General features: G+C 56.2%; 18 protein-coding genes. 11 read left to right on the top strand and 7 right to left on the bottom strand.

All coding sequences use genetic code 11. The features are described from left to right. Window positions 1–181 precede the first annotated feature (181 nt). From AB8818_RS19030 to yfcG, 4 genes are all read right to left on the bottom strand, one after another. Window positions 182–691, bottom strand: a complete 510-nt coding sequence (locus AB8818_RS19030; protein ID WP_192983213.1) for a GNAT family N-acetyltransferase — start codon at window positions 689–691, stop codon at window positions 182–184. Window positions 692–735: 44 nt separating this feature from the next. Continuing rightward, a complete protein-coding gene (locus AB8818_RS19025) occupies window positions 736–1,629 on the bottom strand; it encodes a TIGR01777 family oxidoreductase (protein WP_116338538.1) in 894 nt (297 codons plus the stop codon). A gap of 13 nt (window positions 1,630–1,642) precedes the next feature. Further along, entirely contained in the window at window positions 1,643–2,011 is a 369-nt protein-coding gene (folX, locus tag AB8818_RS19020) for a dihydroneopterin triphosphate 2'-epimerase (protein ID WP_116338540.1), read from the bottom strand. A 74-nt stretch (window positions 2,012–2,085) separates the two neighbouring features. Further along, window positions 2,086–2,715 carry a GSH-dependent disulfide bond oxidoreductase gene (gene yfcG / locus AB8818_RS19015; RefSeq protein WP_192983211.1) on the bottom strand — a complete coding sequence of 210 codons (630 nt, stop codon included), beginning with the start codon at window positions 2,713–2,715 and terminating at the stop codon, window positions 2,086–2,088. A 139-nt stretch (window positions 2,716–2,854) separates the two neighbouring features. Here yfcG and yfcF point away from each other — a divergent pair, with 139 nt between their 5' ends. The 3 genes from yfcF to yfcD are packed head-to-tail and all read left to right on the top strand — an operon-like array spanning window position 2,855 to window position 4,728. Then, entirely contained in the window at window positions 2,855–3,499 is a 645-nt protein-coding gene (gene yfcF, locus AB8818_RS19010) for a glutathione transferase (protein WP_116338544.1), read from the top strand. A gap of 55 nt (window positions 3,500–3,554) precedes the next feature. Then, window positions 3,555–4,106 carry a phosphodiesterase gene (yfcE, locus tag AB8818_RS19005; RefSeq protein WP_116338546.1) on the top strand — a complete coding sequence of 184 codons (552 nt, stop codon included), beginning with the start codon at window positions 3,555–3,557 and terminating at the stop codon, window positions 4,104–4,106. A gap of 55 nt (window positions 4,107–4,161) precedes the next feature. Continuing rightward, window positions 4,162–4,728, top strand: a complete 567-nt coding sequence (gene yfcD / locus AB8818_RS19000; protein ID WP_006811396.1) for an NUDIX hydrolase YfcD — start codon at window positions 4,162–4,164, stop codon at window positions 4,726–4,728. Window positions 4,729–4,731: 3 nt separating this feature from the next. On the opposite strand, the gene AB8818_RS18995 is transcribed toward yfcD, so the two are convergent. Further along, on the bottom strand, window positions 4,732–5,751 hold the full coding sequence (locus AB8818_RS18995; protein ID WP_116338548.1) for a LacI family DNA-binding transcriptional regulator: 1,020 nt from the start codon (window positions 5,749–5,751) through the stop codon (window positions 4,732–4,734). 233 nt (window positions 5,752–5,984) lie between these two features. Here AB8818_RS18995 and AB8818_RS18990 point away from each other — a divergent pair, with 233 nt between their 5' ends. The 5 genes from AB8818_RS18990 (at window position 5,985) to AB8818_RS18970 (ending at window position 9,967) form a co-directional block, all read left to right on the top strand. Next, on the top strand, window positions 5,985–6,428 hold the full coding sequence (locus AB8818_RS18990; RefSeq protein ID WP_047367993.1) for a PTS sugar transporter subunit IIA: 444 nt from the start codon (window positions 5,985–5,987) through the stop codon (window positions 6,426–6,428). 80 nt (window positions 6,429–6,508) lie between these two features. Next, entirely contained in the window at window positions 6,509–6,781 is a 273-nt protein-coding gene (locus AB8818_RS18985; protein ID WP_116338550.1) for a PTS sugar transporter subunit IIB, read from the top strand. A 21-nt stretch (window positions 6,782–6,802) separates the two neighbouring features. Next, on the top strand, window positions 6,803–8,194 hold the full coding sequence (locus tag AB8818_RS18980) for a PTS ascorbate transporter subunit IIC (RefSeq protein WP_116338552.1): 1,392 nt from the start codon (window positions 6,803–6,805) through the stop codon (window positions 8,192–8,194). Continuing rightward, on the top strand, window positions 8,191–9,021 hold the full coding sequence (locus tag AB8818_RS18975) for a transketolase (protein ID WP_116338554.1): 831 nt from the start codon (window positions 8,191–8,193) through the stop codon (window positions 9,019–9,021). The genes AB8818_RS18980 and AB8818_RS18975 overlap by 4 nt, the downstream gene beginning before the upstream one ends. Beyond that, the gene (locus AB8818_RS18970) at window positions 9,014–9,967 is read left to right on the top strand and encodes a transketolase family protein (RefSeq protein WP_045259691.1); all 954 of its coding nucleotides are present in this window, start codon (window positions 9,014–9,016) and stop codon (window positions 9,965–9,967) included. The genes AB8818_RS18975 and AB8818_RS18970 overlap by 8 nt, the downstream gene beginning before the upstream one ends. A 112-nt stretch (window positions 9,968–10,079) precedes the next feature. On the opposite strand, the gene pta is transcribed toward AB8818_RS18970, so the two are convergent. Continuing rightward, window positions 10,080–12,221, bottom strand: a complete 2,142-nt coding sequence (gene pta, locus AB8818_RS18965; protein WP_116338558.1) for a phosphate acetyltransferase — start codon at window positions 12,219–12,221, stop codon at window positions 10,080–10,082. A 76-nt stretch (window positions 12,222–12,297) separates the two neighbouring features. Continuing rightward, a complete protein-coding gene (gene ackA, locus AB8818_RS18960; protein ID WP_116338560.1) occupies window positions 12,298–13,500 on the bottom strand; it encodes an acetate kinase in 1,203 nt (400 codons plus the stop codon). Between the two features lie 337 nt (window positions 13,501–13,837). Here ackA and yfbV point away from each other — a divergent pair, with 337 nt between their 5' ends. The 3 genes from yfbV to AB8818_RS18945 all read left to right on the top strand — a co-directional run bounded on the left by yfbV (window position 13,838) and on the right by AB8818_RS18945 (window position 15,551). Beyond that, window positions 13,838–14,293 (top strand): terminus macrodomain insulation protein YfbV, encoded by a 456-nt coding sequence (gene yfbV, locus AB8818_RS18955; protein ID WP_192983209.1) that lies wholly within the window; start codon window positions 13,838–13,840, stop codon window positions 14,291–14,293. Between the two features lie 92 nt (window positions 14,294–14,385). Beyond that, window positions 14,386–14,880, top strand: coding sequence for a YfbU family protein (locus tag AB8818_RS18950; RefSeq protein ID WP_163330273.1), 495 nt, complete (start codon window positions 14,386–14,388; stop codon window positions 14,878–14,880). Window positions 14,881–14,891: 11 nt separating this feature from the next. Next, a complete protein-coding gene (locus AB8818_RS18945; RefSeq protein ID WP_116338564.1) occupies window positions 14,892–15,551 on the top strand; it encodes a sugar phosphatase in 660 nt (219 codons plus the stop codon). Window positions 15,552–15,604 lie beyond the last annotated feature (53 nt).

The raw sequence follows: 15,604 nt of genomic DNA, 5'->3' as shown, positions 1-15,604 counted from the left end.
TTGAGCCGCCCTGGCACGTTCACAGGTATTGTCGTTACAGAGTAGCAATGAACATAAAGTGAACGGAATGACCACCAGAGCCGTATGTTCCCCCTCACCCCAGCCCTCTCCCTCAAGGGAGAGGGGGGCGTTCGTGCTGGCATTAATTTGTGGGGATTCCTCAACCCCGTGGGTGAGGGCCTCAGGCCGCACCACACTCCAGCCGATACACCCAGTCGTCATAACGCACGCCGTCAATCTCATACGCCTTTTCCAGCACCTGCGTGCGCACAAAACCGGCTTTCTCCAGCACCCGCACGGACCCGCCGTTGTCCGCCAGCACGTACGCGTTAATCGCTCTCACGCCGGTCTGGTTAAACGCATAGTCACACACCGCGCGCAGCGCCTCACTGGCGATACCTTTTCCCTGCGCCGCAGGCACAACCGTGTAGCCGATGTCCGCCTCTGCACGATTCTCCTGACTGATTTGCAGGCCGATATCCCCCAGCGGCGTATCATCATTCAGAAAGCGGATCACGAAGACATGCTCCGCCATCAGGCGTGCGGCAAACACGCGTCGGGTCTCTTTTTCGGGAGCAATCGCGGCCATATAGCGCATGATGTCGCGGTTTTCGCGCAGCGAGCGGAAGAACGCCCAGTCTGCGGGTTCGAAAGGGGTAAGGTGAAGCCGGGGAGTGGTGATGGTTGCCATTGTTACGCCATTTCATCGGAACATGGCGTATCACTGTAACATATTCACCGCACCACATCCCCCAGCGCCTCTTCTAAATCATACCAGCGAAACGCAAACCCGGCCGCCTCCAGCCGTTTTGGCAGCGCGCGCTGGCCGCCCAGCACCAGCACGGACGCTTCGCCCATCATCAGGCGAATCGCCGTCGCAGGCACGCGTAAAATCGCCGGGCGGTGCAGGGCGTGCCCCAGCGCATGGGCAAACTGTTCATTGCGTACCGGATACGGCGCAACCATATTAAACGGCCCGCGCAGATCGTTATCCAGCAGCCAGATAATGCCGTTCACCATATCGTCGATATGGATCCAGGCCAGGTACTGACGGCCGTTGCCGATCGGCCCGCCGAGCCCCAGCCTAAAGGGCGGAAGCATTTTACCCAGAATGCCGCCTTTCGGCGCAAGCACCACGCCGGTACGCAGCAGGCAGACGCGGGTCTTATCGCTCTGCGCCGCGCAGGCGATGCGCTCCCACTGGGCGCAGAGTTTATGGGTAAACTCGTTGTGGGGCGGCTCCTCTTCGGTTACCACCACTTCGCCAAGATCGCCGTAATAGCCCGTCGCAGAACCTGAAATCAGCACCGACGGCGGCGTGTGGCTGTTGCGAATCAGCTCAACCAGCTTTTCGGTAATATTCCAGCGGCTACTGCACAACCGCTGTTTCTGCTCTTCGGTCCAGCGCTTATCAGCGATGGGTTCGCCTGCAAGGTTGATGACGGCGTCAAAACCGTCCAGATTCTGCCGATCGGCCAGCCCTTTCCAGATATCGACCCCTGCTCCCAGCACCTGACGCGCTTTTTCCGGGCTGCGCGTCACCACGGTGACATCATGATGCAGCGCCTGCAGGCGGGCAATGAGATGGCGACCAATCAGGCCTGTACCGCCAGTCAGCAAAATCTTCATACAACCTCCAGGTTTACCCCTGGCGTCGCCAGCTTAACGTCATGGAGACGGAGTCGGCATAGCGCAGGGCGTGAAGTTTATCGATCTCTACTTCAGCATAAGTGACCCAGTCATGGTCGCGTGCGATATCGAGCACATCCTGAGTTAATTTCTCCAGCAGCGAGAAGCGGTTGTTTTCCACGTACTGAATGATGTTTTTGGTTATCGTGCGATAGTTCAGCGCGTCGTTGATGTCTTCGCTGGCCCGCGCTTTGTCTGCCGGGTAGTGGATAACCACATTAATAACAATATCCTGACGGTTGGCAATCTCTTCCTCTTTGATACCAATGAACGTGCGCAAGCGTAAATTTTTTATCCGAATAATAGCGTCTGGCTGTGACATTGCAGGTCATCTCCGTGTCAGTATTTCCGCCCATAATACATGAGAGCCTCGCAGGCACCCAGCTTCCTACAAGGTTAAATTTGCTGGATTTTTTGCATCGCGCGTTCGGTGGCCGGGCGGGTCCGGATACGCTCAAACCAGTTATTCACCGCCGGGTAAGACGCTAAGTCAATCCGGTGTTTATCATGCGTATTTACCCACGGCCAGCAGGCAATATCGGCAATGCTGTAATGGTCGCCCCCGAGCCACGGCATTTTCTCCAGCCGCTGGTTCAGAACGCCGTAAAGACGCTGGGTTTCAACCTGATATCGCTCGATGGCGTAAGGAATGGTCTGCGGCGCGAAGGCGGTGAAGTGGTGGTTCTGCCCCAGCATCGGCCCAAAGCCGCTTGACTGCCAGAAAAGCCACTGCAGAGTGTGGTGACGCTCGCGCAATTCACCGCTCAGCAGCTTGCCGGTTTTCTCCGCCAGATAAAGCAAAATTTCGCCGGATTCAAACAGGCTCAGCGGCCTGCCTCCGTCCGCTGGCTGGCTATCAATAATGGCCGGAATTTTATTGTTCGGCGAGATAGCCAAAAACACAGGGTTGAACTGTTCGCCTTTGCTGATATCCACGCGAATGATTCTGTAATCCAGTTCGGCTTCTTCGAGAAAGAGGGTGATCTTATGGCCGTTTGGAGTAGGGGCGTAATAAAGGTCAATCATTCTCAACTCCTGTCAGTCGAATAGTGGTGCCATGACAAATGAGTATAGGTGGTGGTTGTAAATCGTGAGTTTTCATCAAGTGACAGAGACGCAAAGAGATTATATGTTGAGTAAAAACCGATCAGCCGATGAGGATGTTATGAACCAGCCCGTAATTACGTTGTGGTCCGATGCAAATTTCTTTTCTCCCTACGTCATGAGCGTATACGTTTCGCTGGCCGAAAAGGGACTCTCCTTTACGCTGAAGACCGTCGATCTCGACGGTGGTGAACATCTCAAACCCCAGTGGCAGGGTTACGACCTGACCCGACGCGTGCCGGTGCTGGAGATCGATGGCTTTGCGCTGAGCGAATCGTCGGCGATCGATGAATATCTGGAAGATCGTTTTGCGCCGCCTGAGTGGGAGCGCATCTATCCTCACGATCTGCAAAAGCGCGCCCGCGCGCGGCAGATCCAGGCGTGGCTGCGTAGCGACCTGGTGCCGATTCGCGTCGAGCGCTCCACGGATGTCGTGTTTGCCGGTGTGAAAAAGCCAGCGCTCAGCGCAGAAGGCGTCGACAGCGCGCAAAAACTGATTGAAACCGCCACCTCGCTGCTCGCTCACGGTAATCCGAACCTGTTCGGTGAATGGTGCATTGCCGATACCGATCTGGCGCTGATGCTGAACCGTTTGATCCTCAACGGCGATGAGGTGCCTCAACTGCTGGTGGATTATGCGGCGTTCCAGTGGCAGCGCGCTTCCGTACAGCGCTATGTGGCACTCTCCGCTAAGCGCGCGGGCTGATAAGCCCTGACGCTTCAGGTATGATAAGGGCAGTTTTTTTACCTGGGAGTGACGGATGAAACTGATGTTTGCGTCGGATATCCATGGATCGCTGCCCGCGACCGAGCGAGTGCTTTCTCTGTTTTCGCAAAGCGGGGCGCAATGGCTGGTGATTCTGGGGGATGTGTTAAATCATGGGCCACGCAATGCGCTGCCGGAAGGCTATGCCCCTGCGCAGGTGGCGGAGAAGCTCAACTCCTTTGCCTCGCGCATTATCGCCGTGCGCGGCAACTGCGACAGCGAAGTGGACCAGATGCTGCTCCATTTTCCTCTTACCGCGCCGTGGCAACAGGTGCTGCAGGAAAACTGTCGGCTGTTCCTGACGCATGGGCATCTTTTTAGCCCGGACAATCTCCCTGCGCTCGCGGCTGGCGATGTCCTGGTTTACGGTCATACTCATATTCCGGTTGCTGAAAAACGCGGTGAGATCTATCACTTTAACCCGGGGTCGGTCAGCATCCCGAAAGGCGGATATCCTGCGAGTTATGGCATGCTGGATGGAAATACCCTGAGCGTTATCGCACTTAATGATCAGCAAGTTATTGCGCAGGTAGCGATTAATCCGTAAGTTACACCACAACTGCAAACGCGCCGAAAGAGCGCTTAGACGAGAAGGTTTCCCGATGGTGGAGCAGAATCATTTGGCAAGTACTGAATGGGTTGACATTGTCAGCGAAGAAAATGAAGTGATCGCGCAGGCGAGCCGCGAACAAATGCGTGCAGAGCGCCTGCGTCACCGTGCAACGTACATCGTTGTGCATGACGGCATGGGCAAAATTCTGGTCCAGCGCCGCACGGACACTAAAGATTTTCTTCCGGGTATGCTGGATGCCACCGCGGGTGGCGTCGTGCAGGCCGATGAAGTGCTGCTGGATTCCGCGCGTCGTGAAGCGGAAGAAGAGTTAGGCATCGCCGGGGTGCCGTTTGCCGAGCACGGCCAGTTCTATTTCGAAGACGAGCATTGCCGCGTCTGGGGCGGACTGTTTAGCTGTGTGTCCCACGGGCCTTTCGCCCTGCAGGAAGAGGAAGTAAGCGAAGTCTGCTGGATGACGCCGGAAGAGATTACTGCCCGCTGTGACGAGTTCACGCCAGATTCATTAAAGGCGCTGGCGCTGTGGATGACCCGCAACGCCAAAAACGAATCCGCTAAGCCGGAAAATAAAGCGGAAAAAGAGGAAGAGGCTGAGTAAGTCTTAACAGCTTTCCCGCAGGCACAGGCTGGACGCGATGGGTTTTTGGTCGCGCCAGTCTCCGTCATTCAGACGTTCCAGTAGCGCTTTTCCTGCCTCAATCCCAATCTTACGATGCGGTACCGCCATCGTCGTCAGCGGCGGCTGGCAAACGCGGCTCACGTCGCTATCACCAAAGCCCACGACTGCCAGATCGTCCGGCACTTTAATGCGTCGACGCTGACACTCATACAGCGCGCCACAGGCCAGCTCGTCTGATACGCACACCAGCGCATCCAGTTCCGGCCACGCCAGCAGGAACTCTGGCAGCTGTGCCGCGCCGGTCGAGAAGCTCGGCGGCATCGCCGCGTTAATCACCCGGTTCGGCGACAGATGATGGCGCAGCATCGCCTTGTACCAGCCCTGCAAATGCTGCTGGAAAATCCACTGCTCCTGGTTGGCGCACAGCAGGCCAATATTTTGGTAGCCGCGCCTGATCACCATTTCCGTCAGCTCAAACATGGCCGCCACGTTATCGATCCCGATATTCATATCGATCGGATCGGCGCGCATAGCACCCATCTCCATCACCGGAATCGACGCATTTTTCAGCCAGTGGCGAACGGTGTCGGTGTGCTCGACGCTGAGTAAAATCGCGGCGGCGATATTCGACGCCAGCAGCGTTTCGAGCAGTTTCTCTTCCTGTTCAAGACGATGCTGGGACTCAGCCAGCATGATCTGGTATCCGGCCGGCTGCAGCACCTGCTGTAGCCCGGCAAACATCTCTGAACAACCGGCTTCGGAAAGGTTGGGAACAACCATCGCAATCGTCCATGACGACGCCGATGCCAGTGCGCTGGCGGCGAGATTGGGCATATAGCCCAGCTCCTGCACCGCAGCTTCAATTTTTTCACGCAGTTTATCGGAAACCTGTTCAGGCGTGCGGAGTGCACGGGAGACGGTCATCGTGCCGACTCCGGCAAGCTGTGCGACATCAGCGAGCGTGACTTTTCCGGTACTGCGCCGTTTTCGGGTTAAAGACATACACCTTCCTGCTGACCAGACGCGTTCTTTTTCCTTCATTTCAGGTGACAGGCAGTATACGCCTTAAATCCCTTTTTTTTGCTGTGATTTCACACGATGATGACAATTTGATAGCGCTATCACACTTCTGCATGTTAGTTATTGGTAGCGCTATCTTTGTGATCGCGATCGCAGTCAATGATTGATGGGTTGAATAAAGTTTGCCCATCTTTAGCGTTTAGCGGGAGGGAAAAATGCTCAAAAAGTGGATATATGATACAACCATTACGCTGCAGGATAGCGTTGAAAGCTGGCCGCAGGCGCTGGAGATATGCGCGAAACCGCTGCTGGATCTGCAGGTGATTGCACCGGAATACGTGACGGCAATCATTCAGCAGCACCATACGTTAGGACCCTATTATGTGCTGGCACCAGGGCTGGCCATGCCGCATGCGCGGCCGGAGGAGGGCGCCAAAGGACTGGGCTTGTCATTACTAAAACTAAAACAGGGCGTCTCTTTTGGTGCCGGAGAGTTTGACCCTGTCGATCTGATTATTATGCTCGCGGCACCGGATAAACATAGCCATATTGAAATGATATCCGCACTCGCAGAACTATTTTCCAGCGACGAGGATATGGAGAAATTACATCAGGCGAATACCCTGGAGGATATTAAAACCATTATTGACCGCTTCTGATTTAATTCTTTAATCCGATTCTTCCCAACATTACGCGCCAGCGTGATGGGGCGTGCTCTACTCAAAATAAGGGGACAACAATGAAAATCATGGCTATTTGCGGTTCTGGCCTGGGCAGCAGTTTTATGGTCGAAATGAACATTAAAAAGGTGCTCAAAAAGCTGGACATTGACGCCGAGGTTGAACACTCCGATCTCTCCTCCGCCACGCCGGGCGCGGCGGACCTGTTCGTGATGGCGAAAGACATTGCGGCAAGCGCCAGCGTGCCGGAAAGCCAGCTGGTAGTGATCAACAACATCATTGATATCAACGAACTCGAAGCGCAGCTGCGCGCCTGGTTCGACAGACAATAACCCTGATAAGGCGAGGTGGATATGTTTATCCTTGAAACGCTGAATTTCGTTGTCGATATTTTAAAAGTCCCTTCGGTACTGGTGGGGTTAATTGCGTTAATTGGTCTTGTTGCGCAGAAAAAATCTTTTTCAGATGTCGTAAAAGGCACAATTAAAACGATTCTCGGCTTTATTGTGCTGGGCGGCGGCGCCACGGTGCTGGTGGGGTCGCTAAATCCCTTAGGCGGCATGTTTGAGCACGCCTTTAATATCCAGGGCATTATTCCTAACAATGAAGCGATAGTGTCGATAGCCCTGGAAAAATACGGTGCCTCGACCGCGCTGATCATGGCCTTCGGCATGGTGGCGAATATTGTCGTCGCGCGCTTTACCCGCCTGAAGTACATATTCCTGACCGGACACCACACGTTTTATATGGCGTGCATGATTGGCGTGATCCTCACCGTGGCGGGCTTTGAGGGCGTGGGGCTGGTGTTTACCGGCTCACTGATCCTCGGCCTGATTATGGCGTTCTTCCCGGCCATTGCGCAGCGCTATATGAAGCGTATTACCGGCAATGATGAGATTGCATTTGGCCATTTCGGTACGCTGGGCTACGTGCTGTCCGGCTGGATTGGCAGCAAAGTCGGCAAAGGCTCCCGCTCCACCGAAGAGATGAACCTGCCGAAGAACCTGAGCTTCCTGCGCGACTCTTCGATCTCCATCTCCCTGACCATGATGATTATCTACCTGATCATGGCGGTGAGCGCCGGACGCGAGTATGTCGAGTCGACCTTCAGCGGCGGTCAGAACTACCTGGTATACGCCATCATCATGGCGATCACCTTCGCGGCGGGCGTGTTCATCATCCTGCAGGGCGTGCGCCTGATTCTGGCAGAAATCGTCCCGGCCTTTACCGGCTTCTCGGAAAAACTGGTCCCGAACGCGCGTCCCGCGCTGGACTGCCCGGTGGTCTATCCCTATGCGCCAAACGCGGTGCTGATTGGCTTCCTGTTCAGCTTCCTGGGGGGGATTGTGGGGTTAATCATCTGCGGCCAGTTCAACTGGGTGCTGATCCTGCCGGGCGTAGTGCCGCACTTCTTCACCGGCGCGACGGCGGGCGTGTTCGGTAACGCCACGGGCGGACGCCGCGGGGCAATGATAGGCGCTTTCGCCAACGGCCTGCTGATCACCTTCCTGCCGGTTCTGCTGCTGCCGGTACTGGGCGCGATTGGCTTTGCTAACACCACCTTCTCGGATGCCGATTTCGGCGCGGTCGGCATTGTGCTGGGTAACCTGGCGCGCTTCCTGTCGCCGCTCGCCATCACCGGGCTGGTTGTGGCGCTGTTCGCACTGCTGGTGGCGTACAACGTCTTCGCGAAAAACAAACCTGCTGGCGGTAACGCGCAGGAAAACACCGGAGCCAAATCATGAATGAGAACGAGATAACTGAACTGGCGCGCCAGATCCGCCTTGAGACGCTGAAATCGCTGACGCAGCTGGGCTTTGGGCACTACGGCGGCAGCATGTCGGTGGTCGAAACCCTGGCCGTGCTGTACGGCGCGGTGATGAAGATCGACCCGGCGGATCCGGACTGGCCGGAGCGCGACTATTTTGTGCTGTCGAAGGGCCATGCGGGCCCGGCGCTCTACAGCACCCTGGCGATTAAGGGCTACTTCCCGATGGAGGAGCTGAGCACCCTGAACCAGAACGGCACGCGTCTGCCAAGCCATCCGGACCGCCTGAAAACGCGCGGCGTGGACGCCACCACCGGCTCGCTCGGGCAGGGGATCTCCATCGCTGGCGGCATGGCGCTGTCGCACAAGCTCGCGGGGCGGCCGAATCGGGTCTTCTGCATCGTCGGTGACGGCGAGCTGAACGAGGGTCAGTGCTGGGAAGCCTTCCAGTTTATCGCCCACCATCGCCTCAACAACCTGACGGTGTTCGTCGACTGGAACAAACAGCAGCTCGACGGCGAGCTGGACGAGATCATCAGCGCGTTCGACCTGGAAGGGAAATTCCGCGCCTTTGGCTTTGACGTAGTAACGGTGAAGGGGGATGACGTTCCGGCGCTGCTGGAGGTGACTTCAAGGGTACCGGAGGCCGATGCGCGTCCGCGGGTGGTGATCCTCGACAGCATCAAAGGGCAGGGGGTGCCGTACCTGGAACAGCTCAGCAACTCGCACCACCTGCGGTTGACCGCGGAGAGCAAAGCGGCCCTCAACGAGACGATTTGCCAACTGGAGGCTTCACATGATTAAGGTTGCACCGGCAGGACAGAAAGACGCCGTTGAGATGCGTAAGGTCTACGCGGGCTTCGTAGCAAAGCAGATTGAGGCCGGCAGCGAGATTATCGCCCTGGAAGCGGATCTGATGAGCTCGATGGCGATGGACGGCGTAGCGCGCGATTATCCGCAGCACGTGATTAACTGCGGCATTATGGAGGCCAACGTTATTGGCACCGCGGCGGGGCTGTCGCTCACCGGGCGTAAGCCGTTCGTTCATACCTTCACCGCGTTTGCCAGCCGCCGCTGCTTCGACCAGCTGTTTATGTCCCTGGACTACCAGCGTAACAACGTGAAGGTGATTGCTTCAGACGCGGGCGTGACGGCCTGCCACAACGGCGGGACGCACATGTCGTTCGAAGATATGGGCATCGTGCGCGGTCTGGCGCATTCGGTGGTGCTGGAGGTCACAGACGCGGTGATGTTCGAGGACGTGCTGCGTCAGCTTATCGACCTCGAAGGCTTTTACTGGGTGCGCACCATCCGCAAGCAGGCGCCGAGCGTCTATGCGCCGGGCTCGACCTTTACCATTGGCAAAGGCAACGTGCTGCGCGAAGGCAGCGATATCACGCTGATTGCCAACGGCATCATGGTGGCGGAGGCGCTGGAGGCGGCGCGCCAGCTAGAGCAGGAGGGGGTCAGCGCGGCGGTCATCGACATGTTTACCCTGAAGCCTATCGACCGAATGTTGGTGAAAAACTACGCCGAGAAAACCGGGCGCATCGTCACCTGCGAAAACCACAGCATTCACAACGGCCTGGGGTCGGCGGTGGCGGAGGTGCTGGTGGAAACCTGCCCGGTGCCGATGCGTCGGGTGGGCGTTAAGGAGCGCTACGGTCAGGTGGGGACGCAGGATTTCCTGCAGAAGGAATATGGTCTTACTGCGCATGACATTGTGTCGGCGGCGAGAGAGCTGCTGTAAATAAAAAAGGCGACCGGTTAAGTGGTCGCCTTTTTTGCCGGATGGCGCTTCGCTTATCCGGCCTACAAAACCATAGGCCCGGTAAGCGCTAGCGCCACCGGGCTTTTTAACATTACTGCTGCTGCGAAGACTGAATCGCCGTCAGCGCGATGGTGTAGACGATATCGTCAACCAGCGCACCGCGGGACAGGTCGTTCACAGGCTTGCGCATACCCTGCAGCATTGGCCCGATGGAGATCAGGTCTGCTGAACGCTGTACCGCTTTGTAGGTGGTGTTACCGGTGTTCAGATCCGGGAAGATGAACACGGTCGCGCGACCTGCAACCGGCGAGTTCGGTGCTTTGGATTTCGCAACGTCAGCCATTACTGCGGCGTCGTACTGCAGCGGGCCGTCGATCATCAGATCAGGACGTTTTTCCTGCGCAATGCGGGTCGCTTCACGCACTTTCTCTACGTCGCTACCTGCACCAGAGGTGCCGGTGGAGTAGGAGAGCATCGCTACGCGCGGCTCGATACCGAAAGCGGTCGCGGAGTCTGCGGACTGGATAGCGATCTCAGCCAGCTGTTCTGCGGTAGGATCCGGGTTGATTGCGCAGTCGCCGTAAACGTAAACCTGTTCAGGCAGCAGCATGAAGAACACGGAGGAGACCAGAGAGCTGCCCGGTGCCGTTTTGATCAGCTGCAGCGGTGGGCGGATAGTATTCGCGGTGGTGTGAACCGCACCGGAAACCAGACCGTCAACTTCGTCCTGCTCCAGCATCAGCGTGCCCAGCACCACGTTGTCTTCCAGCTGCTCGCGCGCAACGGCTTCGGTCATGCCTTTGCTCTTACGCAGCTCAACCAGACGGGCAACGTAGCTTTCGCGAACCACTTCAGGGTCAACGATTTCGATGCCAGTGCCCAGTTCAACGCCCTGAGACGCCGCTACGCGGTTGATCTCATCCGGGTTGCCCAGCAGCACGCAGGTCGCGATGCCGCGCTCTGCACAGATGGCAGCCGCTTTAACGGTACGTGGTTCGTCGCCTTCTGGCAGCACAACGCGTTTGCCCGCTTTACGCGCCAGCTCGGTCAGCTGGTAACGGAAGGCCGGTGGAGACAGGCGACGGCTGCGCTCAGAGGTGGCAGTCAGGGATTCGATCCAGTCTGCGTTGATGTAGCCAGCAACGTATTCCTGAACTTTCTCGATACGCTCGTGGTCATCAACCGGCACTTCAAGGTTGAAGCTCTGCAGGCTCAGGGAGGTCTGCCAGGTGTTGGTGTTCACCATGAAGACCGGCAGGCCAGTGGCGAAAGCGCGTTCGCAAAGCTTGCTCACGCGTGGGTCCATCTCGTAGGCACCGGTCAGAAGGATGGCGCCAATTTCCACGCCGTTCATCGCCGCCAGGCACGCTGCAACCAGCACGTCAGGACGGTCAGCGGAGGTCACCAGCAGGGAGCCTGCGCGGAAGTGTTCCAGCATGTGCGGAATGCTGCGCGCACAGAAGGTCACGGACTTCACGCGGCGAGTGTTGATATCGCCTTCGTTAACGATGGTAGCGTTCAGGTGACGCGCCATATCGATTGCACGGGTGGCAATCAGATCGAAGCTCCATGGCACCGCGCCCAGAACCGGAAGCGGGCTGGATTCCTGCAGCTTAGCCGGGTCAACTTTGATGACTTTCGCTTTGGAAGAGTCGTCGAATATTTCAGACAGGTCAGGGCGAGTACGGCCCTGCTCATCCACTGGCGCGTTCAGTTTGTTGACGATCACGCCGGTGATGTTGGTGTTTTTCGCACCGCCGAAGCTGCTGCGCGTCAGTTCGATACGCTCGTTCAGCTGTTCCGGGGTGTCAGTGCCCTGAGACATTACGAAAACGATCTCTGCGTTCAGGGTTTTCGCGATTTCAAAGTTCAGAGACTGAGCAAACTGGTGTTTGCGGGTTGGAACCAGACCTTCTACCAGCACCACTTCTGCGTCTTGCGCGTTAGCGTGGTAGTTAGCGATGATCTCTTCCATCAGCACGTCTTTCTGGTTGCTGGAGAGCAGAGACTCGACGTGGCTCATCTTCAGCGGTTCAGCCGCTGGCAGATTGGAGTTTTTGCGAACGATGGTGGTCGTCTGGTCTGGCGCATCGCCACCGGCACGCGGCTGGGCGATTGGCTTAAAGACGCTCAGACGAACGCCTTTGCGTTCCATAGCACGGATCACGCCAAGGCTGACGCTGGTCAGGCCGACGCTGGTTCCGGTAGGGATCAGCATAATAGTACGGGACACGGTTTATCCTCTTTCGTTACCGCCGACATTGGGCGGGTTACAAAACAGCACCGCCAGCATTGCTGGCGGTGTGGAATCAGGCAGTCAGGCGATGCGCGTCTTGCGCGATGACCAGCTCTTCGTTAGTTGGAATAACGATTGCCGGACGGGTGCCTTCTTTGTTGATGAAACCAGACTTGCCGAAGCGAGCAGCCAGGTTACGCTCGTGATCAACGTCGAAGCCCAGAACGCCCAGTTTGCCCAGGGACAGTTCACGAACCATTGCCGCGTTCTCACCGATACCGCCGGTGAAGATCACCGCGTCCAGACGACCGTCCATCAGTGCAGTGTAAGAGCCGATGTACTTCGCCAGACGGTGGCAGTAAACGTCCATTGCACGTTTAGCGTCAGCTTTCTCAGCGTAGTTGTCTTCAACATAGCGGCAGTCGCTGGTGACTTCGGTCAGACCCAGCAGGCCAGACTCTTTGGTCAGCATTTTGTTGATGTCGTCAACGCTCATGCCCAGGGTGTCGTGCAGGTGGAAGATGATCGCCGGGTCGATGTCACCGGAACGGGTACCCATCACCAGACCTTCCAGCGGGGTCAGACCCATGGAGGTATCAACACATTTACCGTTGCGGATAGCAGAAACAGAACCACCGTTGCCCAGGTGGCAGGTGATGATGTTCACTTCTTCAACAGGTTTGTTCAGGATTTTTGCGGCTTCCTGAGTCACATAGAAGTGGCTGGTGCCGTGCGCGCCGTAGCGACGTACGCCGTGCTCTTTGTACAGGCTGTACGGCAGGGCATAGAGGTAAGACTCTTCCGGCATGGTCTGATGGAACGCGGTGTCAAACACGGCCACGTTTTTGTCTTTCAGATTCGGGAAGGACTTCAGCGCTTCAGCGATACCAATCAGGTGCGCCGGGTTGTGCAGCGGAGCAAAAGAGGCAGAGTCTTTGATGCCCTGGATAACAGAGTCGTCGATCACGACGGAGCTGGTGTATTTTTCGCCGCCGTGGACGATACGGTGACCAATCGCAGTCAGCTGAGCAGACAGTTCTGGTTTTTGTGCCAGAATAGTGTTAACGATAAAGTTCAGCGCTTCACTGTGAGCGGCGCCTGCACCTAAAGCCGCTTCTTGTTTGCTGCCGTCCATCTTCCACTTGATACGTGCTTCAGGCAGATGGAAACATTCGGCCAAACCAGAGAGGTACTCGTCACCGTTGAGCGCATCGATGATGGCGAATTTCAGTGAGGAGCTACCGCAGTTCAGAACCAGTACTAACTTACTCGACATGGAAGTACCTATTATTGATACGTGGCTAAAAAAACGTCAGTGAGTCTAACAGCGTAACGCATGATGACTCAGACATTTATGATTAACATCATGGCAAACGAACATTCTGGCATGATGAAAGAAATAACTATGATTTTATGCCATTTTGCACAATTTTCAGCCAATGGCATAATATGCGATAATTTGACGAGTTAATGCTTCTCGTCTACGGCCCTATCAGGCTGGCACAGGATACCCGATACGGGGTAGCGATGACAAAATATTTTGAACGTTGTCATAGCCTGTTGTGGTTTTGCACAAAAATTTTAATTTTTATATGTGAAGTTGAGGTACAGCCATGTCGACACCCGAAATCCCGTCCGTGAACTTTTTCAGTCTGTTTCGTCGGGGACAGCATTACGCAAAGACGTGGCCAATGGAAAAGAGCCTTGCGCCAATGTTTATTGAGAATCGCACCATCCGCGCTACGCGCTATGCGATTCGCTTTATGCCTCCGGTTGCCATCTTTACCCTGTGCTGGCAAATCGCCCTCGGTGGACAGCTTGGCCCTGCCGTCGCGACGGCGCTCTTCGCGTTAAGCCTGCCGATGCAGGGGCTGTGGTGGTTAGGTAAACGCTCCATCACGCCGCTTCCGCCTTCTATTTTACACTGGTTTTATGAAGTGCGTGGAAAACTGGAGGAGGCCGGGCAGGCGCTGGCCCCGGTTGAAGGCAAGCCGGATTACCAGGCGCTGGCGGACACGTTAAAGCGTGCTTTTAAGCAGTTGGATAAAACATTCCTCGATGACTTGTGATTGATCATCGAAACGACTAACAAAAGAAGGCACAGTAACAAACCGTTACCGTGTCTTTTTTTTACAGTGCAATGCGCTACAGGAGTCGAAAGATGGAAATGACCCATGCTCAACGTCTGATTTTGTCTAACCAGTACAAGATGATGACTATGCTTGATCCCGATAACGCTGCGCGCTACAGCCGCCTGCAGACCATCGTCGAACGAGGGTTCGGTTTGCAAATGCGTGAACTGGACCGCGAATTTGGCGAGCTGAAAGAAGAAACCTGCCGCGTCGTGATCGACATTATGGAGATGTACCACGCCCTGCATGTGTCCTGGACGAATCTCAAAGACCAGCAGTCCATTGACGAACGCCGCGTCACCTTCTTAGGCTTTGATGCAGCGACGGAAGCGCGCTATCTGAGCTACGTGCGCTTTATGGTGAACACCGAAGGGCGTTACACCCACTTTGATGCGGGTACGCACGGTTTCAACGCCCAGACCCCTATGTGGGATAAATACCAGCGTATGCTGAGCGCGTGGCACGCCTGCCCGCGCCAGTACCATTTAAGCAGCAACGAAATTCAACAAATTATTAATGCCTGACGGAGGTGCGTGTGCAGTGTAAAGGTTTTCTGTTTGATTTGGACGGTACGCTGGTGGATTCGCTGCCGGTTGTGGAGCGCTCGTGGTGCCACTGGGCCGACCGGCACGGCATCGATCATCAGGACGTGCTGAATTTTATCCATGGCAAACAGGCCATTACCTCATTGCGGCACTTCTTAGCGGGGCGTTCTGAGGAGGAGATCCAGGCGGAGTTCAAATACCTGGAGCAGATTGAGGCCACCGATACCGAGGGTATTACCGCGCTGCCCGGGGCGCGCGAACTGCTTGAGCATCTGAATGAAGCGCAGATCCCGTGGGCGATTGTTACCTCCGGCTCTGTTCCGGTCGCTCATGCCCGCCATAAGGCGGCCGGCTTACCGAAGCCAGAGGTGTTCATTACGGCAGAGCGCGTCAAACGCGGCAAGCCGGAGCCGGATGCGTTTCTGCTTGGTGCAGAAATGCTGGGCTTCGCGCCTGCAGAGTGCGTGGTGGTGGAAGATGCGGCCGCTGGCGTGCTGGCCGGGCTGAACGCCGGTAGCCACGTCATTGCCGTAAACGTTCCGGCGGGGTCCCCACGCCTGGACGAGGCTGACTTTGTGATTAATTCCCTGACGGCGCTGGCGGTGGCAAAAGCACCCGATGGAGTTGTAACCGTCTCGCTAAAAATGTAATCCCATGATATAGCCCCACGCTGCTGGGGCTTTTTTATGGCAGAATTTCTCAT

Source organism: Enterobacter sp. KB-280D8, assembly GCF_041399405.1.
GTDB lineage: Bacteria > Pseudomonadota > Gammaproteobacteria > Enterobacterales > Enterobacteriaceae > Enterobacter > Enterobacter cloacae_N.
This window is presented reverse-complemented; position numbering and strand designations above follow the sequence as displayed.